The sequence below is a fragment of the Bdellovibrio sp. HCB274 genome (assembly GCF_047306075.1).
GTDB lineage: Bacteria > Bdellovibrionota > Bdellovibrionia > Bdellovibrionales > Bdellovibrionaceae > Bdellovibrio.
Genome location: NZ_CP178623.1, coordinates 2772018 through 2795967, shown reverse-complemented (window position 1 = coordinate 2795967; position 23950 = coordinate 2772018). Strand labels below are relative to the sequence as shown.

Below are 23950 nucleotides of genomic sequence, written 5' to 3'. Positions count from 1 at the left end.
ATGAGCAAGTTAAGTAAAGTTTTATTTCTGATGTCGGGTATTTCCCTGGTGTGCATGTCGATCACTCGCTACATCCTGGGGCAATGGGTGCCTTTTTGCTGGCTCGCTTTAGGCATGGCCGTGTTTTTCGCGGTGGCTGGAATTATTAAAGACCGCGCGTTCTTTAAGGAATTCCTGACCATGAAAACCACCAAAGAAGGCATGAGCATGGGAGTACTGATCCTGCTGATGCTGGCGGTTTTGTCAGTTGTGAACTATCTTGGAGTTCGTCACTATGCCACTTTTGATTTTTCCACTTCGCAAAACAACACCTTGGCGGCCCAGTCTGTTAAGCTTATCAAAAGCCTGGATTCGGAGCTTAAGGTTTACTTCTTTTATAAAAAAGGTGTCGAAGGTAACGAGGAAAACCGTCGTTCCTTCCGCGAGCTGATTAAAAAATACCAGGACATCAACTCAAACATTCAGCTGAATTTTGTCGAGGTGAACGAGCGCCCGGATTTGGCCAAAGAGTTCGGCGTGGATAAGGGCAGCGGCACAGCCTTTGTTGAATACAAAGGTCGCAGAAATTTACTGCAAAAAATTGACGAGCAGGAATTTACCAGCTCATTGGTTAAAGTAACCCGTGAAAAAAACAAAACAATTTACTTTACCGTGGGTCATGGCGAGTCCGCATTGGATGACGCCAAGGAAGGCCTGGGATTAAACGCCTTAAAAGTGATGCTCGAGCGCAATCGCTATGCGGTGAAATTGCTGCCATTGATTCAAGAACCCGTGGTGCCCGCGGATGCCGACGTTGTCGTGATCGCAGGACCGATTCAAAACTTTCTGGCTCATGAAATCGAAGCCTTGGAAGCTTATTTGAAAAAAGGCGGAAGCGTCTTTATCGCCCTTGAAAGCCAAAACCCAGCAAACCTTGAAAAGCTGGTTTCTAAAATGGGCATCGGCCTGGGTAACGACTATGTATTTAACATTGTCGACACCGTGATGGGTCAGGGGATTAATCAGGGACCTGTGATGGGTTCCGTATTCTCTCCAATGAATGAAATCACCAAGTCCTTCGGTGCCAGCGAAGTGACTTTGTTCCGTCATCCGCAATCACTTAAAAAAGTGAAAGAGCTTCCGGGGATGGCGATTGATGAATTGGTCAGAACCAATCCAAAATCAATGTCCTTCTCAAGTCTGGCAATGAAAGATGACGGCCCGGTGGGAAGCTTTGCCTTGGTTGATCAGGTCACAGGCCAATGGGATTCGGATCCGAATAACAAACAGTTTTCTGCAATCATCGCAGGTGACGTCGATTTCATGACGAATCAAATGCTTTACCAGAATCTAAATCGAGATTTGGTATTGAATGCGATCGCTTCTTTGGCGAAAGAGGAGAATCTGATCAGTATTTCTCCGAAAGAGGCGCAAGCCACTCAGCTGATTTTGACTAACACTAGTTTTGGTATCTTCCTGTTCGCCTTTTTAATCCCGTTGCCATTGGTGCTGTTAGGTGCCGGTGTCACACTTTACGTAAGACGGAGAAATGCATGAAAAAGATCAAAGGTCGCGGCATTCTGGTAATGTGTCTTCTGATTTTCGGTGGGTATGCACTTTATGATTTTCTGGCACAAAAAAAAGCCGATGAGCAAAAAGTAGCTGAAGCCAAGCTCTTTACCATGAACGTGGACCAGATTGATTTCATCGAAATTACAAAAGACGCAAAAGTCATCGCCTTAAGAAGAACTGTCGAGGGTTGGAACATGGAACAACCTTTGAAAGATCAAGCGGATGATTCAGCAGCAGAAGACCTGATTAAAATGACTTCGTCTGAAAAGGTCATGGACATCGCAGCTGATGGCGGCAACATCGATTGGAAAGTTTACGGTCTGGATCAGCCTCAGGGATCAATTACCTTTGCCAACTCGGCAGGGCAGAAGACGACTTTGCATATTTCCAGTAAAGGAAACTTTGAAAACTTTCCGTTCGCCCGTCGCGATGACGACAACCGCGTGCTGGTGGTTAATACCAACTGGACGGCGCGCCTGGAAAAACCAGTTGTGGAGTTTCGTGACCGCAGATTTCTGCGCCATAAAATCGGCTCTATTGAAAACTTCCACCTAAAAAACAAACACGGTGTTATCCAGATCACCAACAAAGACGGCAAATGGGTCAGCACTTCAGACTCGAAAGTGGAGCTGGATCAACAAAAGGTTCGCGAAACATTCAGAAATATCTCGAACGCCAAGGGGGCTGACTACGTGGAAGGTGCGTTGCCATCCTTAAAGTCCCTGTTCACCCTGGATTTGAAGTTGGGTGATAAGAACTGGCAAGCGCAGGTAGGGCAGGCAACCACCGGGAAAATTTACTCTGCGGTTTCTGATCCCAAGGTGCAAATGATGATGGAGCCGGGAGCACTGGACGAATTGATCGAGCTTAAGATTGAAGACTTGAAAGTTGGGTCGACTCCGAAGCAAGATAGTAAAGAGCAAACTGGCGCGCAACTCGCCCAAGAGAAAGACAACAAGTAATGCAGAAAATTATCGTTAAATCTCCGACTCGCGTGGATTTGGCAGGGGGCACTTTGGATTTGTGGCCCCTTTATTTATTCATCAATGGTGCTTCAACCGTGAACGTTGCTATCGATGTATTTACGAATGTGGATCTGACTCCGCATGCGGACTCTACCATCGTCCTGGAATCAGCGGACCTTAAAGTTCGTAAAGCTTATTCCAATTTGGTGGAAGCTCTTTCTGATACTGATCCGCAAATGGTTCTCCTGCAAACGCAACTTCGATACTGGATGCCGACCAAGGGTTTCACTTTGAAAACTTCCTCAGAAAGCCCGGTGGGCGGTGGCTTGGGTGGCAGCTCCAGTTTAACAATTGGTTTGATGAAGGCTTTTGCGCAGTTCTGCGAAAAACCATTCCGTGATGTGCATCAGATGGTGCACTCGGCTCACAATATCGAGGCCGAGATTTTGAATACACCGACGGGCACACAGGATTACTATCCAGCCGCTTCCGGTGGTTTAAATATCCTTCACTACGGCTATGACGGTGTTCAACAGGAAGTTATGAATGTGACGAATACGCCACTTTCAGAAAAATTCATGTTGATCTATACCGGCAAAGCTCATCATTCGGGTTTGAATAATTTTGAAGTCATGAAAGATGCCGTCGCAAAAGATCCTGGAACTATTCAGGCGCTTCGTGATCTTAAAGTGATTGCCATCGAAACAGAACACGCTGTACGCAGCGGGAATTGGGCTGAGCTGGGATCACTTTTCAAACGTGAGTTTGAAGCACGTGTTCGTCTGGCACCGGAATTTTCCAGTCCGGAGATTCGCCGCCTTTCTGAACTCTCTTTGCAGAATGGGGCTGAGGCTGTTAAGATTTGTGGAGCCGGGGGCGGTGGTTGTGTCTTGGTCTGGTGCCCGCCGGAAAATAAAAAAGGAGTCGCAGACGCATGCCAAAAAGCCGGATTCCAGGTAATGGACGCAAAACCGGTAAATCCACTTTAAAAAAGAAAGTGGTGAAAAGAAAGACGACCCAAAAGGTTGCAGGGAAATCTGCGAAAAGCCGTCAGGTCGTCAAAGGCACTTCAGCGTCTGGCGAAACTCACTCGGGGGATGTCCATAGATTTATTGGCATCTCTTTAGGCGGAGGCAAAACCGATAAAGCCTGCGTCGCCGTGATCGAATATTATCCCAAGCACAAAAAAGTTTTTCTTTCCCGTCTGGTTGAGAAAATCAAAAGCGACGAAGTTCATTCCGCAGATTTTAAAATTCATGAAATCATCGATCAGTACCGTGGTGAAATCGACTCTGTCGCTTTCGACGTACCTTTTCGTTTTCCCGTATGTTTAAGGGAGAATTGTTGTGGCGGCATCGAAGATTGCCCAAAACCTCACGTCAAATGGATGTGGGATTACACCCGCAAACTGCATAAAAAGAAAAAACCGCGCAAGCTTTTCACACCGTATACTCAGCGCTGTGTGGAGATGTACCTGTCTTCACAGCTGGAAGAGCCGTTTATTTTGCAGCATGCTTTGGGTGCCAACTGCGCACCACTGCTGGCGCGTGCGATGTATTTGAAAAGAAGATTGAAATTTGACTGCATCGAGGTCTTTCCAAAGCTTTCGTTATGGAGAATCGGTCGTTCGCTGCACGTGATGAAAAGTCATCTGCTGTTTCATAAGCACGCCATCGGCGGTGACGATAGCCGCCGTGCGATTTTACACGCCTTAAGCACCCATAACATCGCGTTTGTGTATGATCAGGATGTGAAGTTGATGATTGAAAACAATCATGCCTTTGAATCCTTCATCTGTGCCTTGACCGCGTTTTTAAGTTTCAAAGGTTTGACCGAGCCTCGTCCCGAGGGGTTTCCGACGGAAGAGGACTGGATTGAGTTTCCGTTGTCGTCTATCAAATGGAATTCATTCTGACGAAGCAAAGTTGATTTCCTGACCAGGAAATCGGAACATTCAAGTTTGGAGGGTTTATGTCTCCGGGTGATTTTCCCTATCTGCATGGATTTAGCAAAGAAGAACAGGACCGTTTGCGCAAGCAGGCACGCTTTGGTGAGTTTACCGTTTATCAAAACGTCAATTTAGGTAACGTAAAAAACCTTCTGGAAGTGGGTTGCGGCGTCGGTGCGCAAAGTGAAATCATTCTGCGCAGATTTCCGGATCTACACTTAACCGGAATTGATCTTAGCACCAATCAATTAAGCTCGGCACGACATCGTCTGGCGGCTTTGCCGGGAATGGCGGGGCGCTTTGATATGAAGCAGATGGATGCCGCGAATATGGAATTCGGTGCGAACTCCTTTGATGGAGCATTCTTGTGCTGGATCTTGGAACACGTCCCAGATCCGATTCGCACACTTTCAGAAGTGCGCCGGGTGCTGCGCCCGGGTTCGCCGGTTTACATCACTGAAGTAATGAATTCGTCCTTCTTTCTGGATCCGTACTCACCTAATGTTTGGAAGTACTGGATGGCATTTAATGAATATCAATTGAAACAGCACGGGGATCCCTTTGTGGGAGCGAAGCTTGGGAACTTCCTGATGCAGTTGGGATATCATGATATTCAGACAGAAGTGAAAACCTGGTTCCTGGATAATCGTCAGCCCCAGGCACGCAAAGATTGTGTCGAGTATTGGACAGAGTTATTGTTAAGTGCCAGCGATCAATTGGTGAAAGCGCATTGCGTGTCCAAGGAAATCGTTGAAGGGATGAAAGAAGAAATGGCCGCCGTGGCCAACGATCCCAACGCCGTATTTTATTATAGCTTTGTGCAGGCCCACGCGCGCACGTAAGACGAAGGAAGTGAATGTCAGCAGGTGATTGGAAAGAAATGTACGGCGCAGCCGTCGCAGGAAATCTGGAGCTGGTTCGGTATCATATCAAAAACGGAGTGAACCCGAACTATCAACATCCGGAAATCATGTCGACAGCGCTTGTAGCCAGTATCATCGGCAATCACACCGAGATCGCGTTGTTCCTATTGGAAAACGGTGCGGATCCTAATCTGACTTCAGAGTTTGATAATATGACGCCGATGCAGGCGGCGAAGCTATTCAACCGTCAGGAATTAATCCGCATTCTTTCAAATATGGTGGGAGCGCCAACATTGTTTGAAAGAATTCGTATTTATCTTAAAGGGCGTCGTTAGAAGTCGTCCTTGCTAAGCCAGCCTTTGCGCCACACCCATGTTAGAATTCCCAGGGCAATCAACGCCATCACTCCCAGGACAACATAGTAACCGTTATAGTGATCCAGTTCCGGCATGTGCTTAAAGTTCATTCCGTAAAGCCCCGCCAGGAAATTCAACGGCAGGAAAAAGATCGACACCACAGTCAGGATGCGCATGATTTCATTGGTCTTAAATGAAGCTTCATTGGTTTTTTGCGACATCAGCGCCAGATGAAGATTTAAAAGACCGTTGATTTCCTCGACAATGTTGTCGCAGTCAAAAATCAAAATCGAAAGCGGGTCGCGAAGGTAGTCGTAATTCACTTTCGAAATTTTTTCGTGCTGCTGCAGATTCGATAAAACTGCATCCGTGAATTTAAAGATTTTTTTGAATCCCGAAGCGCGGCGTTTGATCAGATAACCTTCGCGCAGAATATTCTTTCTGCGCAGGGCATAGATGCGGCCCTCGATGGCGTCCATCTTTTTGGTCAGCTCATCCTGCGGAGGTTCGAAACTTTCCATGGTTTTCAAAAACAGGCGGCTTAAAAGCTGCGCCATGGTCAGTTGTTCGAAATTCACTTTTTCTTTTTTATCCTCGATGCAAGGCAAGGGTTTGCGATGCAAAGTCAGAACGTATTTTTTGGAAAAGAAAATCACCAGCTTGGTCGACAGTTCCTGAATGGACCCGGCGCCGGCCCGTGCCTGAATATCAAAGTGGCGTAAAATCACCATGGTTGAATGATCAAGATACTCCACGTGAGGAAGATGCTCTGGATCCATGCACGTCGCTAAAGTCTGAAAAGGAATTTCAAACTCCTCCGCCAGGTCCACGAAGTTCTCCTTCTTGGGGTCTTCAATATCAATCCACTTAAAGTCTTGCCATTGATGTTCAAAACGTTTCATGATTTCAGTATGGCGAAGTTACGCTCCAAGTGCTTTAAAATTCTAATTTTCATTGCGTTGCATGGGACGTTGTTGGCTTCGCTTACGGCCTGTCAGTCTGTATTTTATTATCCTACAGATTTTAAGTATTACGATCCGGCGCGATTGAATTTAAAATACGAAGACGTGCGTTTTAAAACTGCCTCTGGGAATGAAATTCACGGGTGGTACTTTGCAAGTTCACAAAAAGACAGCAAAGGCACCGTTTTGTTCTTTCATGGAAATGCCCAAAATATCAGCTCGCACTTCATGATGTTCTATTGGCTGCCCAAAGAGGGTTATAATTACCTGATTTTTGATTACCCGGGTTATGGTGAAAGTCCCGGTGCGCCAACGCCGGAAAACACGGTGGAGGCGGGGATTGCCGCGGCCGCGTGGATTCGCGAAAACAAGGATCAACGGCCTTTAATAATTTACGGTCAAAGCCTGGGTGGCATCATTGCGATGCAAACCGCCATCAAAATCAAAGACCAGCAGCCGATTCGCAATGTGGTCGTAGATGGGAGCTTTTCCTCATATAAAAAGATGGGGAGAAGGGTGTTATCTCGATCCTGGTGGACTTGGTGGATGCAACCTCTGACATATGCCGTTTTAAGCGATGCTCACTCTCCGGAGCCCATCGACCGAATTTCCCCCATCCCCATGCTCTTTATTCACGGCACGGACGATCCTATTATCGAACCGGTAAGTTCTGAGGAGATGTTCGCAGCGGCGCGTGATCCCAAGCAATTATGGATTGTCCCCAATGGCCATCACGGTGATCTCTTTGAGGTTAACAATCGTGAGGTCCGTCAAAAATTTCTCAATTATTTGCAATAGTAAATTAAGGTTTGATTCTTTTTACCAACCACTCTAAAAAGCCTTCAAACTCGCAGCCTTGAGATTCAATACAGAGTGCCTGAACCCTGGCATCCTGTATGCACACATGGGGAAGTGCTCGAATCTTTTCGGATGCGAAATCCATAAGGAGTTCCTATGAAGTGGGGTAAGATAGGTTTAGCAGTGATCACTGCGATTCAATGTCAGGGGGCTTTTGCCGCACCTGCTATTTTTAACACAAGCCTGTTTCCGATCGATATTACACAATCCTCTACAACTTCTGTGGATGAATTGTTTCCAACTCAACCTCGTATCGGTGGCCAACAAGGCGCAGTTCCACCTCCAATCTCAATCAATCCAGTTCCAGGGACTCCAGGTTCAGGTTTGCCAACAGTTCCAGCGACACCAACTCAACCAGGCCAGGTTGTTCCACCGGTTCAAGGTAACAATGGTGTAGGCGGCGTGGGTCTTCCAGTTATCGTTAAAGATTCCACTGGTGTGGCTGAAGAGTTCAAATGTAACTTGTTTACGAACTCTGACGGTCAAAACTATGCAGAGATTCTTTCTGCAGTAAACGCGTTGAACCAAGCGGTGAGCTCTCCTTCATGCGCAGGCAACCAGATCAATCAAAAAGCTGTGGTTGATAACAACCAAAAAATCACAGACGCGATTGCAAAAATCCAACCTTACCTGAACTCTCAGGAAGAAATTCCTAAAGATAAAGTTCCTGAAATCGTAGCGAACGTGGACGTTGCTATCCGTGCAGCAAGCACTTTGGCAGCTTCTTTCTCCAGCACTGATTTGATGAACAAATCCTGCCGTGAGCAAATGAACGGTGGTCAAATTGCTTTGGCAATCAATGACATGATCAACGGTTTGACTCCGTATGCCTTGATGGCAGCATCAATGACTGGCGGAACTGCCGCGATCCCATTCATCGTGGGTGGTCAGGTATTGACCAGCGCTATTGGCAGCATGGAAAAAATCGTGAACGAAAATTCCACGAAGATCCAGGACCCGTTGGTTCGCCGTGCAGTTTTGGAAAACACATGCCAATACATCCGTCTTGAGCAAAAATACCGTTTCCTGACTAAAAACCGTGACGAGCAAATCGCGAAAATCTCCAAAGAGATGAACGTTGCCCGTAACTACTCCATGAAACTTTCCGGTGTTTCCAGAGACACTAACGCTTTGATGGTTCGTAAGAACGCTCTTAGCCAGGCTTCTCTTGAGTTGAACACGACTTTGGCGGCGGCTTCTGCACAGTCTGAGTTGGATAAAACTTTCGTTCAAAGCACGACGGCTGAAGCGATGATCTGTGAGTTGGGTGTGAATCTTGCGGCGACGGCTCAAGACAGCTCTTCTTATGTGGCGCAACTTTTGGGCAGCGTAAACTACTCATTGGTAGCGACTGGTTACAAAGCCACTCCGATCACAAACACTTTGAAAAGCTCTGGTGCATTGTATGTTCAGAACCTGCAAAAAATTGCAGCTCGTTCAAACCCTGCGAACTGTGCAGCTACGACAAAGTACTTGCTTGAAGCAATGGACAAGTCTGCAATCGCTGCTCGCGACATCATGAAGCAGGCGCAAAAAGATCTTGATGGTGAATTGAGAAAATCTCCAGAGTACAACCAAATCCAGGCTCGTCTTGCGGTATTGGCTGAAAAACAAGCTCAAGCTGCTCGTATCACGAACTCTTTGGACAATTTGAGAAAATACGCGAACTCTTTCAGCCAGTCTGAAATCGACGCGGAAATGGCTCGCCTAAGAAGAGGTCTTTTCGAGACTCGCACTTTGGGTATCAACTCTCCAGTAATGGCATGGTTTGATTACACTTCCGGCTTGCATAGAGCTGCTGTATCTAAATTCAAAGCTGGTTTGGCAACGTTGCAAGACCGTGCGTTCCGTATGACTGAAGCTGGTCAATTCATCCAGACTTACCAGGGTCCAAAATTGAACCCTAAGATTTTGGCTCGTGACCGTGCTGCCGCTAACAACCTTGAAACTTTGGTTCCATCTTTGTTGGTGAAAAACACTCAATTGTACGCTGATACTTGCCGTGAAACTCAAGACGTATGGAACCGTTGGGTTTCTGCAGTAGACCACTTGGCAGCAATCGAATCCTTCTGCCAAATGATCAACAACTACGTTTATGACAACCGTTCTGAAGATCAGGACATGGTTCAAATGTGCCGTGGTATGCAAGCCGCTCGTGGCGTGGGTGCTTACCAGTCCACTTTGGGTCGCATGAAGTCCCAATTGGTGAACGAATACACAAACAACTGGGCGACATTGGTTAAGAAAAGAATCGATGCTCTTGGTTGCGAAACTGTGACTGCATTCTAAGCTGAAAAATACAGAGTAAATTCCAAAAGACCGATCCCCAAAAAGGATCGGTTTTTTTTGCCCGGAAATTCCGCGAATTTGGTCCCCTGTATAACTTCTAGACAGAGCAAATAGCCTGTATTCCAGTTGAGGCCTATTTCCCAGAGCATGGTTCGTGCACCTATAGGCTCAGCTATGGGAAGAATACTTTCATCTCTACTTATATTAGGTCTTATCGTTACAGGGTGTGCCCCTCGCGGGAACAACATGCCTTCAATGGTCCAAGATACGGCGAAGGCTCCAGATAGCCCTCAAGTGCGTCAGGCCGGGGCCTATGAAGTGATCGAAGGTTCCACCCAGATTCAGGGAATGGAAGTTCAATTCGATAAAGCCACCGCAAAGGTCACTTTGCAGGGCAAAATGCAGTTAACGACGGTAGACTCCCGCAAAGTTATTCCATTGGAAGTTCAGTTACAGGGTACGGCGGACGATCAGGGTTTTGCTGTGATGAAGCCCGTGGGTTCTGTGGGTGTGGCTGATCTGCAGGTGGCTGCAAAGGCTACGTGCCTGGGTGAGGGCAGTGACTGTACGACAAACTTTATTGATATCTATATCGCGTACGAAGATCGTATCTATCATCACCAGGTGGAATCCGTAGAGGCAACTTTGGATATGCCGGATTCGCCGCAGGAATCAGCTTCACCGGAAATGGGTCATGAAGGACACGAGTCCCATGGTGATGACAATTTTGCTGATGAAGATGATGAAGAAATCGAACATGGCGAAATGGACGTTCCGGAAGGAATGGGTCAGTACGTTGGCGACGTGGAGAACGATATTGAAAAAGTTTTGGATGTAAAACCAAAAGCAAAACCGACGACTCCAAAAGAAGAAACTCCAAAAAAGGATTCTCCTAAGGACGAGCCGAAAAAAGAAGAACCTAAAAAGGATGCTCCGAAAAAAGAGACGCCTAAGCAGCAGGATCCTCCTAAGAAAGAGGAGCCAAAGCAAGTTCCTCCGAAAAAGCAGGAGCCACCAAAGAAAGAAGATGCAAAAAAAGATCCTCCAGATAAAGAAGAGCCGAAAAAAGAAGATAAAAAAGATGACGGCAAGGATGACGATAAAGACGACGATAAGAAAAAAGATGACGGCAAATTGCCGGAATCCCCAACACCGCCTAAGTTTGATCTTTTAGCGAAGCTTGATCAGGCGGTGGGTCCGGTGAATTCCGGGTTCCTGGAAAAGGCCACAGATATTCTGGGATATCAAAAAGCATATCCAGAAACGAACTTGAATATTCTTCGTCCATCCCGCATGACTCACTTCGGAACTATCGAGATGGCGTACCTAATGGCCCGCATGGGTAAGTACACTCGCGCGATTGCACCGGACCACAAGTTGCGCGTTGGTGATATCTCCAGAAAGAACGGCGGTACGCTGGGTCAGCATAAGTCTCATAAGACGGGCTTGGATGCGGATATCGCTTACTACTATAAAGCCGATAAAAACCTTGCCGGGTTCTCCTCGGCACTAAAAGGTGGTAAACCTATTGGGGAGTGGATGATTTCCCAACAGTGGAAACTATTTAAGTACACAGTCAGTTCCAAGTTCGTGGATCGCATCTTTATCCATCCAACTTTGAAAAAATCCATGTGCTCCTATGCTCAAAGTCAGGGTGAAGCGAATACAGCTCAGGGCAAAGAGGTCCTGCGTCGTCTGGTATCTGAGGTCAATCACTATAATCACTTTCACTTGCGTATCAAGTGTTCAAAAAGCCAGGTGCGCTGTCGCCAAATGGCGGAGCCAGCACCAGGCACTGGTTGCTAGGACTTGCCAAGGTCTGCCTTCCTTGCCAAAATATGGGAATGGCAGACTGGCGTGAATTAAGTGAAATGAATGGTGACGTTGTGTTTTTTCGATATGTCTCGGAGGGCATGGAGAAATCTCACGATGAAGTCTTTTTGTGGGACCTGGATAAAACCTATCTTGATACGACCATCGATTCACTTTCAGGTTTGCTGACAACCGTGCTGGAAAGAGCGTTGAATAAAAAGAACGTTCCTGGGACCAACACCTTGCTGCAGTGTTTGTCAGAGTATCGCAAAGCCCAAAAGGGTTACATGTACTTTCCAATTTATTTCATCACGGCCTCACCGCCGCAGATGGAGGAAAGAATTTCTGAAAAATTCGCCTTGGATAATATTCGACCTTTTGGTTGTTTCTATAAAGACAATCTGGCAAATCTTCGCCCGGGCCGTTTCTGGCGCTTGACTAAACAAGTAGGATTTAAACTGCAAGCTCTGATGCAGCTTCGGACTCGTTTGGCTGAAAACGTCCGTCAGATCTGCTGGGGGGATGACAGTGAAACGGATGCGATCATCTATAATCTGTATTCAGATATCTGTTCACGTCGTCTGGGACCCCATGACATTCGCACTACTCTTGAAAAACTGAATGTCACGGGCGAACAGGTGGATACTATTTTGGAACTGCAGGCGCAGATTCCGGAAAATGATCCCGTCGAGAAAATCTATATCAATCTTGCGACCGACACGGACCCGGATTACTACCTGAAATTCGGGCGCAGAACTCTGGCAACTTACAACACGTTCCAGGTTTCCATGGATATGTTTCAGGACGGTCGTTTGAATCTGGAAGGCGTGTACGCCGTGATCCAGGATATGATCTATAATTACAGCTACACTCCGGAAGAACTGATGAAAAGCTTCGACGAATTTATTCGTCGTGGAGTCATCGGGCAGGCCGCTTTTGAAGCTGCGCGGGCTTTCTTCATTGAAAAAGGATTGCTGTATCCTTCTTACACTCCAAAGGTCGCTCCGTTGAAAGAAAAAACGGTCGTTGACGGCCGAGTTTATGAGATGGAAGGTTTGCACGAGCCTTGGATTCCTGATCGCATCGATTATCTTCATGACTATCGCTAAGACAATCGCCGTGATGTAGCTTATACACTGTAAATGCTCCCTTATTTATCAAGCGAATGAACTGCACATTCGTGAAGAGTCCGAAAGGTTCGGATTAAGAGTTTCTTTTGGGAGCTGAATAATTTAAGGTGACCGAAATATGTCGCTATAGAGTCATAAGAAACACCTGGGAAAGTCTGTTTATGTTTCTAAATAAGTTTATTAAAGAAAAAAGATTGGAAAAGGCTCTGACTCAGAAAGAAGCAGGAGAGCAGCTAGGTTTCGCAAAGTCTCAATTTATTTCAAGCTTAGAGACGGGCGCCAGCCGTCCTCCCATTCCAGTACTAAAAAGAATGTGTGAAGTATACAACGTATCCGAAGAAGAAATGCGTCAGGCATATCTGAAGGATGCCATCGAGGAAGCTCAAGAGAAAGCTTCCAGAGCCTGGCCCAGGAAAAAGGGTCTGCACTCCTAAAACATAATAACCAGTCAACAACTAAGAATAGGCACCGATCCTTTGTGGATCGGAGGGGATTGCTTTACCTAAATCTGCACAAGAGAGCGGGATGAAATGCGAAAGTACTTGTTAGTAGAAGACGATCCTGAAATAGCGAAAATTATTTTGTCAGGGTTGATGTCAGAAGGCTTTGAAGGTGAGTGGGCTTCTGACGGGCTAGAGGGTTTGCAGAAGTTCCGTTCACGGAAGTATGAATTTGTTATTGCAGATGTCCTTTTGCCTTTGGTTAATGGCCTTGAGCTGGTGAAACGGATGCGCATGTTGAATGCGGATATACCTATTGTGATTCTAAGCGGCTTGGAAACCACAGAAGAGAGGATAAAAGGTCTGTTGGCGGGCGCTGACGATTACGTATCAAAACCATTTGCTTTAAGTGAGGTTCAGATACGCGTAAAAAAACTGTTGCGATCTCAGTGTGTTTCCACCGTGTTATGCGTGGGCGATTTAAAACTGGATCGGCTACGACGTACATTAAAGCGGGGAGACAAACAGTTGGATATTCTTGAAAGGGAGTTTACGCTGTTGGATTTGTTGCTTTCGAATCCGGAAAAAATCATCAGCAAGGAACATATTTTAAGGGATATATGCGGTTACAATTTTATTCCAGGCACCAATATCGTGGATGTCTTAATTTGCCGCCTGCGCGACAAGATTGAAGCCAAAGAAGGAGCCGTTTCGATTCGCACCATCCGCGGTATCGGTTATAAACTTCATATCGATGATAAAAGACTCCCTGAAGTCTAAGCTTCAAAAACTGCCCCCTTTTGGTGTGTTTTATTTTCAGGGATATTTTGCGGTCTACAGTTTGCAATGTTACTTGGGAATGAAACTCAAATGCCCTTATTGCCATCACCAAAGAGATCCCAAGAACGCCGCTCGGACAATTCGCAAGATAGGAACTTACTATCGAAAGTCTGACGGCCAGCATCTGAAAAGATTCTGGTGCTTTCGATGTGGAAAAAGCTTTTCCGCAGCTACTACCAGTTCTTCAAAAGGGCAAAAGAAAAGACATCTCAATACGCCCATCAAGGACCTGCTAAATGGTTTAATGAGCCAACGAGAAATTGCTCGAGTGCTTAAAATTAATCGAAAAACTGTTGTCAGAAAATTTCGTTTTTCTGCTTCTACTGCAAAACAGGAACTACGATCCTGGAATCAGAAATTTCAAAAATGCACTGAAGTGGAATTCGACGATCTTGAGACCTTTGAGCACACCAAGTGCAAACCTCTGTCAGTAACTTTAATGGTGGAGTATAAGACAAGGAGAATTCTAGGATTCGAGGTCGCACAAATGCCAGCGAAGGGGCATATAGCCCATTATTCACGAAAGAAATACGGACCTCGAGCCGATCATCGACCGATAGCCAGAAATAAATTGTTTCAGGAAATGACTGAGCTCGTACATTCCAATGCGCGGATTCGCTCTGATTCAAATCCTTCTTACCCAGCGGTTGTAAAAAGATTTTTTCCAAATTCCAAACATGAAATGGTCCTGGGAGGGCGGGGAGCTGTGGTGGGCCAAGGTGAATTAAAAAAACTTCACTGGGATCCTATATTTTCTTTGAATCATACTTTTGCGATGTTGCGGGCAAACATTAACCGATTAATTAGAAAAACTTGGTGTACAACAAAGAGGCCCAGTGAGCTCGCCGGGCATATTGCCCTTTATGCATTGGCGCATAATAAGAGGCTGGCCGCCACACAGTGGGGGGCCAGTTTGTAAGCTTCAGGGATCTATTTTTTATCTACTCACTTCATTACGGGAGTTGGGACGATTTCTGCTGGGACGTTTGGGATATAAATCGTCATAACCTCTATTGGGGCTGTTATAGTACTCCGGCTCCGGTGGGTACCGACGGCCGCTATGTCTTTCTCTTGATTCATAGTCATAATCCTCATCTCCGAATTCTTTTTCGCTCATGCTAGCGTCCTGAAATTGATTTCTTTGCCCCTGTGTACGGGGAAAGTTTTTTTCAGCCGCCTGCTTAAGATTTTCAGTGTCTGCTTTTCGTCGCGATGAAGTTGCAGTTTTTTTTGCCGATGTTCGTTTCGTCATTTGTTTATCTCCTATGTCTCGTGTGGGCTAGGGGCATTAATGGCTTCAGTGCGTCTGGGCGCTGGCATTCTACGCGCCTGGCTCATGGAAGGCTGCTGATCGCGACGGGCTATGTCCAGCTTAACCATGCGTTTAGTGCGGGCGGATTCGAAGATCGCCTCCAGAATTTTTATGTCGTTCAGTCCCTCAATACCCGAAGGTTCCGGTGTGATGTTTTTAAGAATGCAGTTCGAGAAGTACTCAATCTCAGGACCGAACTGATCGTGCTTTTTAAAAGTGCGAACAGTGTCTTTGTCCTTGATGGTTGTGGTTAGTGTCATTTCTTCGGTGTACTCGTAAGCACTTTCTAGATCCAGACAGCCCTTGGTGCCAATCACACAATATGATGCCGAGGCATCAGTGCCATAGCTGATGACGAAGTTGGCGATGCGCGCTCCGCGATATCGCAATGTCACGGAAGCCATCTCTTCAACCTCGGTAAAGCGCGGATCGCGGGGATTGCTGAGTGCCATTGCCATAACTTCCACCGGCTCGTCCTGGAAAATATAGCGGGCGGCATTGATGCAATAAATGCCAATATCAAATAAAGGCCCGCCACCCATATCGTATTTAAGTCGAATATTGTCCTGATCTGTTATTTGGAAGGTGAAGGTGGAATTGAAGATTCTAACGTCACCGATTTTACCACTTTGAGCAGTTTTAATCGCCGCCAGATTTGCAGGATCAAAATGCAAGCGATAAGCGACCATCAGTTTAACATCATTTTCTTCCGCTGCGCGAATCATGCCCATGCAGTCAGGGACGGTGACGGCCATTGGTTTTTCCGTAAGCACATGTATGCCATGGGCTGCGGCCTCTTCGGCAAAAGCGCGATGGTGCACGTTCGGTGTACAAATATAAACGGCATCAATCAGGCCGCTTTGCAGACACTTGTCATAGTCTCGATAGTTATACAGGTTTGTGATGCCGTACTCTTTGCCAAGTGTTTGAAGCTTTTCATCGTCACCAGAAACCAGTGCGACTAATTCAGAGTTCTTTTTTGCATTCTTAAAAGCGGGTAGTACTGCGACTTGCGCAATATTTCCCAGACCGACTACTGCATAGCGAATTTTCTTTTGAGCCATCGAGATCCTCTTCTAAAGTGTTAAGTGATTAAAAAACGAAAGAACGAACATGAAGTTCGTTCTTTCATAGAAAAGACAAATTATGTTCTTTTCATTGATAAAACCGCTGACTGAAAAATCCAAGTTTACAAATAGGATTTGTCAAAATACTAGCGGTATTGCTGACGGGAATTTCTTCCCATGTTTTGGCGACCGGAACGGTTGCTGCGACCGTAGTTTTCGTTGGAATCGCTATCCTCGTCAAAATCTTGATTGCTCATGCGGTAGTTGTCGTTCATTCCCTCGTCAAAATCCATGTCTTCATCCTGATACCAGTCTTGGCCCTCATTGCCTTGGGAAGAACCACGCATGCCACGACCGTAGCCGCGCTCTTCCTGACGATTTGAATCTTCATAACGAGAAGCGCCTTGATAGCGGTCATACTCGCCCCGGTTTTGTTGATAACCGCCTTGATAGCCTCCACCTTGGTATCCACCTTGAGAACGCCCACCCTGAGAGCGACCTTGACCTCTTTGATAATCACGATCCTGATCAGATCCATAACTTGATCCGTAGTTAGATCCGTAAGTGGAGCCATAACCTTGTTCAGAACCGTAGCCGCCGCGTTGGGAGCCATAGTTACGCTCGGAACCGTAACCACCTTCAGAACCATAGCCGCGTTCTGAACCATATTGATTTCTTTCAGAGCCGTATTGGCTTCTGTCTGAACCATATTGATTTCTGTCTGAACCGTACTGGCTGCGTGAAGAATCGTCTTCATTGTAATCGCGGTAGCCGCTGCCTTCATAACCACGTTGAGATCTTTCTTGTGAACGAGAGCCACCACTGCTGCGGTTACTTTCTGATTGACGCCGACCTTGACTGCCACGATTGCCGGAAGAAGTGCTTCTGTTTGCCATCCTAATGCTCCTATGGTTTTCACGCCGTCATTGGCATGATGATTTGGTTTAATCAGGTTGAAGATAAGGTGCAGGCAAAGAACCGACCAGTTAAAAAAGTATAAGAATTCTCCATAAGATCTGGTTGAAGTTCTGACGATTGGTACAGTCTTGAATTTGAGTTTTCACAGGAAGACCGAAATAGTTTTCCGTTTTCCCGGGAATGGGTTCAAAAAGGAGTTGGTCAACGTGGTGAATAAGATCCGCGTACTGCAAAGGAGTTTATATGCCTACCAATAGTGGTCGTCAAAACATGGGACAAAAATCCAGCTCAACTTCCAACGATGAGAAAGAGTCAAACCGCAATCAAAAAGCTTCATCGACAAATCGTTCGGGAAGTGAAAAGAGCGCGTCTGGCTCCAAACGAAAAGATTCCAATAAGTAGCTTTGTCTTAGTCATCAAAGACTACTTCCTTGTACAAGGGGCCCTTTACGGGGCCTCTTTGTTTATCTTGTTAAATTCTGTTGTTTCTTTTTTATCAGTCGACATTTTTTCTGGACTCTTTGGTCCGTGACCTTTGCGTTTCAGTTCTTTGTCGATTTTTCTTTGCGGTGTATCCATGGGTTCTTTCTGATCCGGTTTTGCATGTTCAGCTCCATATTCATCGCCATGAATTGGGTGTTGCGCGACAGCTGTAGCGAACGGTGCAATTAGAATGAGAAAAGATAAAATGAATTTCATAGTTTGGACCTCTCTTAAGTTTTTAGATTATTAATGAGTCTGGTCTTTAAAACAAAATGACTCTTAACACGCTATTTAGAGCATGTATCTTTTAAGGATACTTGTCTGAACGCAGGGGCGGAATAAAATAAAGTTTATGAAAACCGCTTTGCTGATCGTGGATATGATGAACACCTTTGATTTTCCAAACCCTGCGCCGTTGTTGCGATCGGCAGTGCCAGTTGCTGCAAACATTCAAAGGCTAAAAAAAAGAGCGCAAGCCAAGCGGATTCCGATCATTTTACGTGAATGATAACTTTGGACATTGGAAAGAAGACTGGAAATCGGTGTATGAAATCTGTGCTCAACCCGAATGTCCAGGAGCAAAGATTGCGACGATGCTGAGGCCCGAAAAGTCAGACTATTTCGTTCTTAAGCCCCGTCATTCAGGCTTTTACTATACGAGTCTGCAAATTCTTTTGGACGAACTTAAAGTGAAACGTCTTATTATCACCGGGATTGCGGGAAATATCTGTGTCTGGTTCACCGCGAACGATGCCCATATGCTGGATTATGAAATTTGGGTTCCGCAGGATTGTGTGGCTTCTAATACTTTCAAAGAAAATAATTTCGCCCTGTCACAAATGAAATCTGTTTTGTCCGTCAAAACTTCTTCGTCTACGGGAAGATTGTAATTTCAATTGCAAGCACTTCTGAATTATGGATTGATTCTTCATTTTTGGGATCAAAGGCCCAGTTTTTAGTCTGATTAATCGCAAAATCTTTAGCTTGGATCTTCGCAATGGAAGTGGTTGTGGCATTCTGGCGTCATCATAAAGGAGCACGCCATGAAGCATGAAGAAATCCGCCCCTCGAAATCAGAAAATGACATCGTCGATATGATTCTTAAAGATCATGAGCCCCTAAAACAATTGATCAAAATCATGAAAAACACCGAAAAGGATCTTGATGAAAGGGCAGACGCATTCGCGGAATTCGCACCACTTCTTATTGCGCACTCCAAGCCCGAGGAACAAAGTCTATATGTCTTTATGAAAGGCAATGAAGATCTTCGTGAGCTGGGATTTGAAGGTGACGTGGAGCACACCCTGGCAGATCAACTGGTTGAGGAAATCATGCGAACCGAGGATCCGGATCTTTGGGGTGCCAGAGTCAAAGTTTTGGCTGAACTGGTAGAGCATCACATCGAAGAAGAGGAAGAGGAACTTCTGCCTGAGTTTCGAAAAGAATCCGAAAGTGCCGATCGTGAACGCTTGGGTTCACTGTTCCTGGATTTAAAAGTTAAACTTCTTGAGAGAGGCGGGGAGGAAACTCCGCACGAGTCCAAGATGGGAGACGGCAAATCCAGCGTTCACTAGCCAGGGTGTATGTTTTAGAAAGGATCGCTTATGTGGACCTTGGCCAATCCATGGTGGGAGTATGTTTTAAGAGCCCTTATTGTTTACGCTGCGGTTTTTACTCTGCTTCGCTTCATGGGAAAAAAGCAAATTGGCGAAATGGGTCCGTTTGATTTGGTTCTTCTTTTGATTATCAGTGAATCCGTCAGTGCCGGCATAACCGGGGGAGATAACTCCCTCGCGGCCGGTCTGATTTGTGTGGCTACGTTCGTAGTAGGAAACTTTTTTTTAGATATTCTAAGCTACAAGTTCAAACGCCTCGAGAAAGTCTTGGATGGTGAGCCGCGGCTCATTATCTCCAAAGGTGTCGTTGATCTGAACGTTTGCAAAAAAGAATTCATAACGCTGGATGAGATCGCGTCATCTCTGCGGGAGCACGGCATTCACGACATGAAAGAGGTGGATTACGCCACCCTCGAAACCAATGGCAAAATAACAGTAATTAAGGCCGGTGAAAAACAGGCTTAAGATCTTAAAAAATCCGAATCTCGCGGAGCATGTTTCAAAAAATTTCCAAAAAAAGGAACAAGCCGATTCTCTCTCGCATTAGATTTGACGTTTTACTAAACCGTAGTACATATATTCCCATGTCAAAGACCAAAGACGGTGCGAAATACATTGAGGTAGCGGAGTTCCTAACGGGCATTTTAAATGCCCGACGTGCCAAGAATTCCAAGTATTCACTGCGAGCGTTTGCTCGCGATCTTAAGACTTCACCAGGTCGTATATCCTCGATTCTTTCAGGTTATGACCTTCCGGGAAAAATTTTAAGAAAAAGGATTATCGCGACATTGGGGTTGTCTGCTGAAAATGCGGAACGATTTGAATTTCTGGTGGGTAAGTACCTGCATGAAAGAAAAGATGAACGTTCACCCCACCAGCTTAGCGAAGAGAAGTACACTTTTCTGCCGGATTGGCATCACTTTGCAATTCTGAATTTGATCGAGACGGTTTCCTTTAAAAATGACCCGGCATGGATTGCGGAGCGTCTGGGATTGGCTGTGTCCACGGCGACGCAATCGCTGAAGAGCTTAAAGGAAGTGGGATTGGTCGAAGAACGCAACGGACAATTGCATCCGACGCACAAGCATCTGACTTCCACTCACGATATACCCTCTTCGGCACTTAGAAATTTCCAGCGTCAGCTGATTAAAAAGTCATTGCAGTCTTTGGATTCAGATGCTGTGGAGTTGCGTGATATTACGTCGATTATCATTCCAACCAATCCACGGCAGCTTTACAAAGCTAAACTGTTGGCCAGAAAGTTTCGCAGCGAAGTCAGTGAACTTTTGGAAGAGGGCGAAAAAACTGAAGTATACAACGTCTGCGTGCAAATCGTGCCAGCGACTTTGATCTCCAGCACAACGTAGGGAATATTTATGAAGAGCTTAGTGTTTTTAGCGGTATTGTTTTTGGCACCACTTACCTGGGGACGCTCCACTGAATTTGGTAATGGCGGCAATGCTGTGATTTGTCCGGGTTCGCCTATCATGTATGATGCTTACGAAGCGCAAGCCCGATATGGCATGACACCGGTGTATCCAACCGTTCAATCAAATCCAGTCTGTTCTAATCCGAATTCAGCCTGCAGTTCTCAGACCTTGATGGCCAAGACAATCATCCGTCGTTTAAAAAGCCTGGATCCGGAACTTGAATTGATTTTGCAACGATTGGTTGATGGATTTTGGAATGAGGCTTTGCTGACTCAGAGTGAATTATTATCCGTAAATGACACAGGAATTGGCTTCATTGAGCGTGGTTGTGAACTTAAACAGCTGGCACTTCAGCATGAGCCCCTGTTCGAAGAGGACAGTCGTTATTTTATCGCCAAAAGAATCTGGGACAATATGTTTCCCAAAGATCAAGCCGCTTTGATTATTCATGAGGTTCTTTATAACTATGCTTTGTCAGTCAATCCTGACACGAATTCTTCCGAGAAGATTCGCTATTTCAATGCCTTGCTTTTATCCAATCGGATACAGGAAATTTCTCCGCAGAGATATCAGCGGATTAAAGAGAAAGTTTTCCTAAGACCCATGCCCTTGCCCAATTAATAAAAAAGCCACTGAAAAGATCAGTGGCTTTTTTTTCGAGCAAATGCTTCGTGCTATTTGCCCAATGGTGGCGGATTGTTTCGTAACTCCTGCATACTTGCCCCAACCATCGTGTTTGGAACAATCAGTGCGGAAGTCTTCCATTCTGGTGTTGCCAGAAGGAATCGGCTGTTACCCATCCCTGGTGCGTAAGGCCAGCTGCCATGGCCCGCACCGTTTCCAGGCCAATAGTCGCCACCCACGTCGACAACGTATTTAGCTACGGCGCGGTCGTCGGCCTTGTTCGGATCAATGACTACAAGTCTAAAATCCACGGCTATGAAAGTCGCTCTGACATCTTGAGGGTTGATGGCAACGGTCTTTCCATAGCCATGGTAAAATTTTGGATAAACCGGGCGCAGCAGGTTGCCTGCATTTCCTGACGGTGAAGCAATATCAAATGGATACTGCCAGGTTTCGGTATAGGGAGCTGCCGCATAATCCATTCGAACCCATTTACGTGTAGATTCGGATAGGAAGTACATTCTTAAGCCCGAGATTTCCACCCGAGTGTTAACTGCTTTGTTGCCGTCGGCTTCCTGTAAAACGAACCACGAGATTGCATCATACAGCCACGTTGGTTTGTTGTATGGGAACCAGCTTGGGATCGCATCACCACGTGGTGCTACCATGGTTATCTTTGGTTCGAGTTGCCACTCATAGACTGGTTTTATAGGGATAGCTTCACTTGGCGTAGTCATATCCGAGAACAGCTTATCCAAAGTGATATAAGCGCCAGGGGACGGTGAAGGAGATACTGTTGGAGACGGTGACGGACTAACCGTCGGCGAAGGAGATGGAGAAGGGCTCACCGTTGGTGACGGTGATGGCGAAGGTGTTGGAGTCGGCGTTGTCTCCACTTTTGCTACTTCCAGTTTAAACTTTTGCGCACAACTGGAACTACTTCGGGTTTGCATCACCTCGGTACCACTGTTAGCAGTCTGGCTGACGAGACTGACATATTTTCGACTGTTTACGTTTTGTAGAAGATAAAATCCATCTGAAGTTCTGGAGACACTGAATATCTGGCTTGAGGAACCTGAAACATTAGCCTGAACGATCCGGGCGCCTTCTGAAGTAGAGCCGCCGGAAACAGCCATGACTTTGGAGCTGTGTTTTGCCGTCAGGACAAAACCTTGTCTATTGGAACCAAATTTAAAGATCTGTGCCGTGCTTGCAGTATTACGTGTCGCAAGTACGATCGGCGCATTTCTGGAAGTGCTGCTGTTGGCAACGGCCAGCACATTAGTGCCTGATCCGCATGAGGTAATAATGCGGTAGTCAGTTCCTGCAACCTGGGCGTACCCGAGGCTGGAATAAAGAAAAAAACCAAAGAACAAAGTATTGGTTCCGGGCCGACGCCATGATGCTTTAATGGTTTTTGAATTCGACAATTGATCCCCCTAATGAGTCCGTGCCAATGATTGGAGCTCGGATTAATATTAGAAGACGTCGGATTTTTTGGACATCGCCTTGAATTGGGATGTGTCCGAAATTCTGCTATCAGATTCAATTAAAATGGGTTCGTAAGTTCAGCTCTATTAGAACAAATTTGAAGCGATATTTTTCCGGGAAATTCCGGAACAGAATATTGGAGTAGTATCAAATCTAGAATGATTTAATAATTATCCCAGGTCTTTGTTACTCGAATTTAAGAGGGAATACCGTCGAGATCGGATCGCCGGAAAAACTTTTGAAATCCACTCGGCGTATAGCCTCGGTCAGACACTTTTTAAACGCGACATCGCTGATGGTCGAGTTAGTAACAGTCGGATTGCTGACTTTTCCACTGCGCTCAATAGTAAAGCCTACAGAAGCCTGGCCCACCACGCCCGGAGTTTTTTGCAGCAACTGTGTGTAGCATTTAAAAAATGAATTTCTATGGGTGCGCAGGGTCTCTTGAATAAATTCAGAGGTTAGACCTTCTCCCGCAGACTTCGATCCGGCAAAACCTTCGGTGGAAGGTGCAACGTCGGGTAAATTCCCGCTGGCTGCCTGCTTGCGATAATTGGCTTCGTAATCATTGGCAGTCCAACGAACGCCATCCCGGGAAATCATCACAGAGCCATCACGTCCCGCGGTTTCCATCTGCACGTCTCCGCGTTTGATCAAAATCACTTGGCGACCATACTCCTCGTCCAATGTGATCAGGGAATTTTCCTGAACACGAATACGATAGGCAGAATCAAAAGTCATCGTGGCATCGCCATCGGGGCCAGTCTCAACAGAATCCAAAGGGTATAATGAAGCCGTGCGAGTCAGGTTTTCTTTTTGAGTCATGTTTTTACGAAGAACGAAAACGGTGCCCATGTTCAGATCAACACGTGCCAGGGGGCGAATTGAAACTTTTTGTTTTTCAGTGAAATTGGAGACAAGGAGGGAGAGTGCAACACTCAATACACCAAGACCGATAAGAGATGGAATCAACAAGCTGTTCTTCTTCGCCATAG

At 46.0% G+C, this 23950-nt stretch carries 27 protein-coding genes; 20 read left to right on the top strand and 7 right to left on the bottom strand.

The window, feature by feature from the left end; translation table 11 throughout:
* From ACLWNV_RS13560 to ACLWNV_RS13535, 6 genes are read left to right on the top strand one after another with little or no spacing between them, the layout of a single operon-like run.
* The gene (locus ACLWNV_RS13560; protein WP_413584983.1) at positions 1 to 1536 is read left to right on the top strand and encodes a GldG family protein; all 1536 of its coding nucleotides are present in this window, start codon (positions 1 to 3) and stop codon (positions 1534 to 1536) included.
* Positions 1533 to 2513, top strand: coding sequence for a DUF4340 domain-containing protein (locus ACLWNV_RS13555; RefSeq protein WP_413584982.1), 981 nt, complete (start codon positions 1533 to 1535; stop codon positions 2511 to 2513). The genes ACLWNV_RS13560 and ACLWNV_RS13555 overlap by 4 nt, the downstream gene beginning before the upstream one ends.
* Complete coding sequence (locus tag ACLWNV_RS13550; protein WP_413584981.1) at positions 2513 to 3505, top strand: galactokinase; 993 nt, start codon at positions 2513 to 2515, stop codon at positions 3503 to 3505. The genes ACLWNV_RS13555 and ACLWNV_RS13550 overlap by 1 nt, the downstream gene beginning before the upstream one ends.
* Entirely contained in the window at positions 3451 to 4431 is a 981-nt protein-coding gene (locus ACLWNV_RS13545) for a DUF429 domain-containing protein (RefSeq protein WP_413584980.1), read from the top strand. The genes ACLWNV_RS13550 and ACLWNV_RS13545 overlap by 55 nt, the downstream gene beginning before the upstream one ends.
* Before the next feature lie 56 nt (positions 4432 to 4487).
* Positions 4488 to 5306, top strand: coding sequence for a class I SAM-dependent methyltransferase (locus ACLWNV_RS13540; protein ID WP_413584979.1), 819 nt, complete (start codon positions 4488 to 4490; stop codon positions 5304 to 5306).
* Between the two features lie 14 nt (positions 5307 to 5320).
* Positions 5321 to 5662 (top strand): ankyrin repeat domain-containing protein, encoded by a 342-nt coding sequence (locus tag ACLWNV_RS13535; protein WP_413584978.1) that lies wholly within the window; start codon positions 5321 to 5323, stop codon positions 5660 to 5662.
* Here the strand turns inward: ACLWNV_RS13535 and ACLWNV_RS13530 are convergent.
* Entirely contained in the window at positions 5659 to 6585 is a 927-nt protein-coding gene (locus ACLWNV_RS13530; protein WP_413584977.1) for a CorA family divalent cation transporter, read from the bottom strand. The genes ACLWNV_RS13535 and ACLWNV_RS13530 overlap by 4 nt on opposite strands.
* A gap of 9 nt (positions 6586 to 6594) precedes the next feature.
* On the opposite strand from ACLWNV_RS13530, the gene ACLWNV_RS13525 reads away from it, so the two are divergent.
* From ACLWNV_RS13525 to ACLWNV_RS13495, 7 genes are all read left to right on the top strand, one after another.
* On the top strand, positions 6595 to 7443 hold the full coding sequence (locus ACLWNV_RS13525) for an alpha/beta hydrolase (RefSeq protein WP_413584976.1): 849 nt from the start codon (positions 6595 to 6597) through the stop codon (positions 7441 to 7443).
* Between the two features lie 156 nt (positions 7444 to 7599).
* Positions 7600 to 9792 carry a hypothetical protein gene (locus tag ACLWNV_RS13520; protein WP_413584975.1) on the top strand — a complete coding sequence of 731 codons (2193 nt, stop codon included), beginning with the start codon at positions 7600 to 7602 and terminating at the stop codon, positions 9790 to 9792.
* 246 nt (positions 9793 to 10038) lie between these two features.
* Positions 10039 to 11598 (top strand): penicillin-insensitive murein endopeptidase, encoded by a 1560-nt coding sequence (locus ACLWNV_RS13515; protein ID WP_413584974.1) that lies wholly within the window; start codon positions 10039 to 10041, stop codon positions 11596 to 11598.
* A gap of 38 nt (positions 11599 to 11636) precedes the next feature.
* Positions 11637 to 12713 (top strand): phosphatase domain-containing protein, encoded by a 1077-nt coding sequence (locus tag ACLWNV_RS13510; protein ID WP_413584973.1) that lies wholly within the window; start codon positions 11637 to 11639, stop codon positions 12711 to 12713.
* A 182-nt stretch (positions 12714 to 12895) separates the two neighbouring features.
* The gene (locus ACLWNV_RS13505) at positions 12896 to 13168 is read left to right on the top strand and encodes a helix-turn-helix domain-containing protein (RefSeq protein WP_413584972.1); all 273 of its coding nucleotides are present in this window, start codon (positions 12896 to 12898) and stop codon (positions 13166 to 13168) included.
* Positions 13169 to 13264: 96 nt separating this feature from the next.
* A complete protein-coding gene (locus ACLWNV_RS13500) occupies positions 13265 to 13954 on the top strand; it encodes a response regulator transcription factor (RefSeq protein WP_413584971.1) in 690 nt (229 codons plus the stop codon).
* Positions 13929 to 14933, top strand: coding sequence for a transposase (locus ACLWNV_RS13495; protein ID WP_413584970.1), 1005 nt, complete (start codon positions 13929 to 13931; stop codon positions 14931 to 14933). The genes ACLWNV_RS13500 and ACLWNV_RS13495 overlap by 26 nt, the downstream gene beginning before the upstream one ends.
* Before the next feature lie 18 nt (positions 14934 to 14951).
* Here ACLWNV_RS13495 and ACLWNV_RS13490 read toward each other — a convergent pair whose 3' ends face one another.
* The 3 genes from ACLWNV_RS13490 to ACLWNV_RS13480 form a co-directional block, all read right to left on the bottom strand.
* Complete coding sequence (locus tag ACLWNV_RS13490) at positions 14952 to 15266, bottom strand: hypothetical protein (RefSeq protein WP_413584969.1); 315 nt, start codon at positions 15264 to 15266, stop codon at positions 14952 to 14954.
* Between the two features lie 11 nt (positions 15267 to 15277).
* Entirely contained in the window at positions 15278 to 16390 is a 1113-nt protein-coding gene (locus ACLWNV_RS13485; RefSeq protein ID WP_413584968.1) for a Gfo/Idh/MocA family protein, read from the bottom strand.
* 149 nt (positions 16391 to 16539) lie between these two features.
* Entirely contained in the window at positions 16540 to 17289 is a 750-nt protein-coding gene (locus tag ACLWNV_RS13480; protein WP_413584967.1) for a hypothetical protein, read from the bottom strand.
* A 265-nt stretch (positions 17290 to 17554) separates the two neighbouring features.
* Between ACLWNV_RS13480 and ACLWNV_RS13475 the strand changes: the two genes are divergently transcribed.
* Entirely contained in the window at positions 17555 to 17713 is a 159-nt protein-coding gene (locus tag ACLWNV_RS13475; protein WP_413584966.1) for a hypothetical protein, read from the top strand.
* 45 nt (positions 17714 to 17758) lie between these two features.
* On the opposite strand, the gene ACLWNV_RS13470 is transcribed toward ACLWNV_RS13475, so the two are convergent.
* Positions 17759 to 18010, bottom strand: a complete 252-nt coding sequence (locus ACLWNV_RS13470) for a hypothetical protein (RefSeq protein WP_413584965.1) — start codon at positions 18008 to 18010, stop codon at positions 17759 to 17761.
* A gap of 136 nt (positions 18011 to 18146) precedes the next feature.
* Between ACLWNV_RS13470 and ACLWNV_RS13465 the strand changes: the two genes are divergently transcribed.
* The 6 genes from ACLWNV_RS13465 to ACLWNV_RS13440 all read left to right on the top strand — a co-directional run bounded on the left by ACLWNV_RS13465 (position 18147) and on the right by ACLWNV_RS13440 (position 21461).
* The gene (locus tag ACLWNV_RS13465) at positions 18147 to 18302 is read left to right on the top strand and encodes a hypothetical protein (protein WP_413584964.1); all 156 of its coding nucleotides are present in this window, start codon (positions 18147 to 18149) and stop codon (positions 18300 to 18302) included.
* Positions 18295 to 18684, top strand: coding sequence for an isochorismatase family cysteine hydrolase (locus ACLWNV_RS13460; RefSeq protein WP_413584963.1), 390 nt, complete (start codon positions 18295 to 18297; stop codon positions 18682 to 18684). The genes ACLWNV_RS13465 and ACLWNV_RS13460 overlap by 8 nt, the downstream gene beginning before the upstream one ends.
* A gap of 153 nt (positions 18685 to 18837) precedes the next feature.
* The gene (locus tag ACLWNV_RS13455) at positions 18838 to 19368 is read left to right on the top strand and encodes a hemerythrin domain-containing protein (RefSeq protein WP_413584962.1); all 531 of its coding nucleotides are present in this window, start codon (positions 18838 to 18840) and stop codon (positions 19366 to 19368) included.
* Positions 19369 to 19398: 30 nt separating this feature from the next.
* The gene (locus ACLWNV_RS13450; protein ID WP_413584961.1) at positions 19399 to 19875 is read left to right on the top strand and encodes a DUF421 domain-containing protein; all 477 of its coding nucleotides are present in this window, start codon (positions 19399 to 19401) and stop codon (positions 19873 to 19875) included.
* A gap of 119 nt (positions 19876 to 19994) precedes the next feature.
* Complete coding sequence (locus tag ACLWNV_RS13445) at positions 19995 to 20777, top strand: DUF4423 domain-containing protein (protein WP_413584960.1); 783 nt, start codon at positions 19995 to 19997, stop codon at positions 20775 to 20777.
* 9 nt (positions 20778 to 20786) lie between these two features.
* Positions 20787 to 21461: a hypothetical protein gene (locus tag ACLWNV_RS13440; protein WP_413584959.1), complete on the top strand. Its 675-nt coding sequence runs from the start codon at positions 20787 to 20789 to the stop codon at positions 21459 to 21461.
* Positions 21462 to 21514: 53 nt separating this feature from the next.
* Here ACLWNV_RS13440 and ACLWNV_RS13435 read toward each other — a convergent pair whose 3' ends face one another.
* Together ACLWNV_RS13435 and ACLWNV_RS13430 are read right to left on the bottom strand one after the other, a co-directional pair.
* Entirely contained in the window at positions 21515 to 22894 is a 1380-nt protein-coding gene (locus tag ACLWNV_RS13435; protein WP_413584958.1) for an RICIN domain-containing protein, read from the bottom strand.
* Between the two features lie 247 nt (positions 22895 to 23141).
* Entirely contained in the window at positions 23142 to 23948 is an 807-nt protein-coding gene (locus tag ACLWNV_RS13430) for an AgmX/PglI C-terminal domain-containing protein (protein WP_413584957.1), read from the bottom strand.
* Between the last annotated feature and the right edge of the window lie 2 nt (positions 23949 to 23950).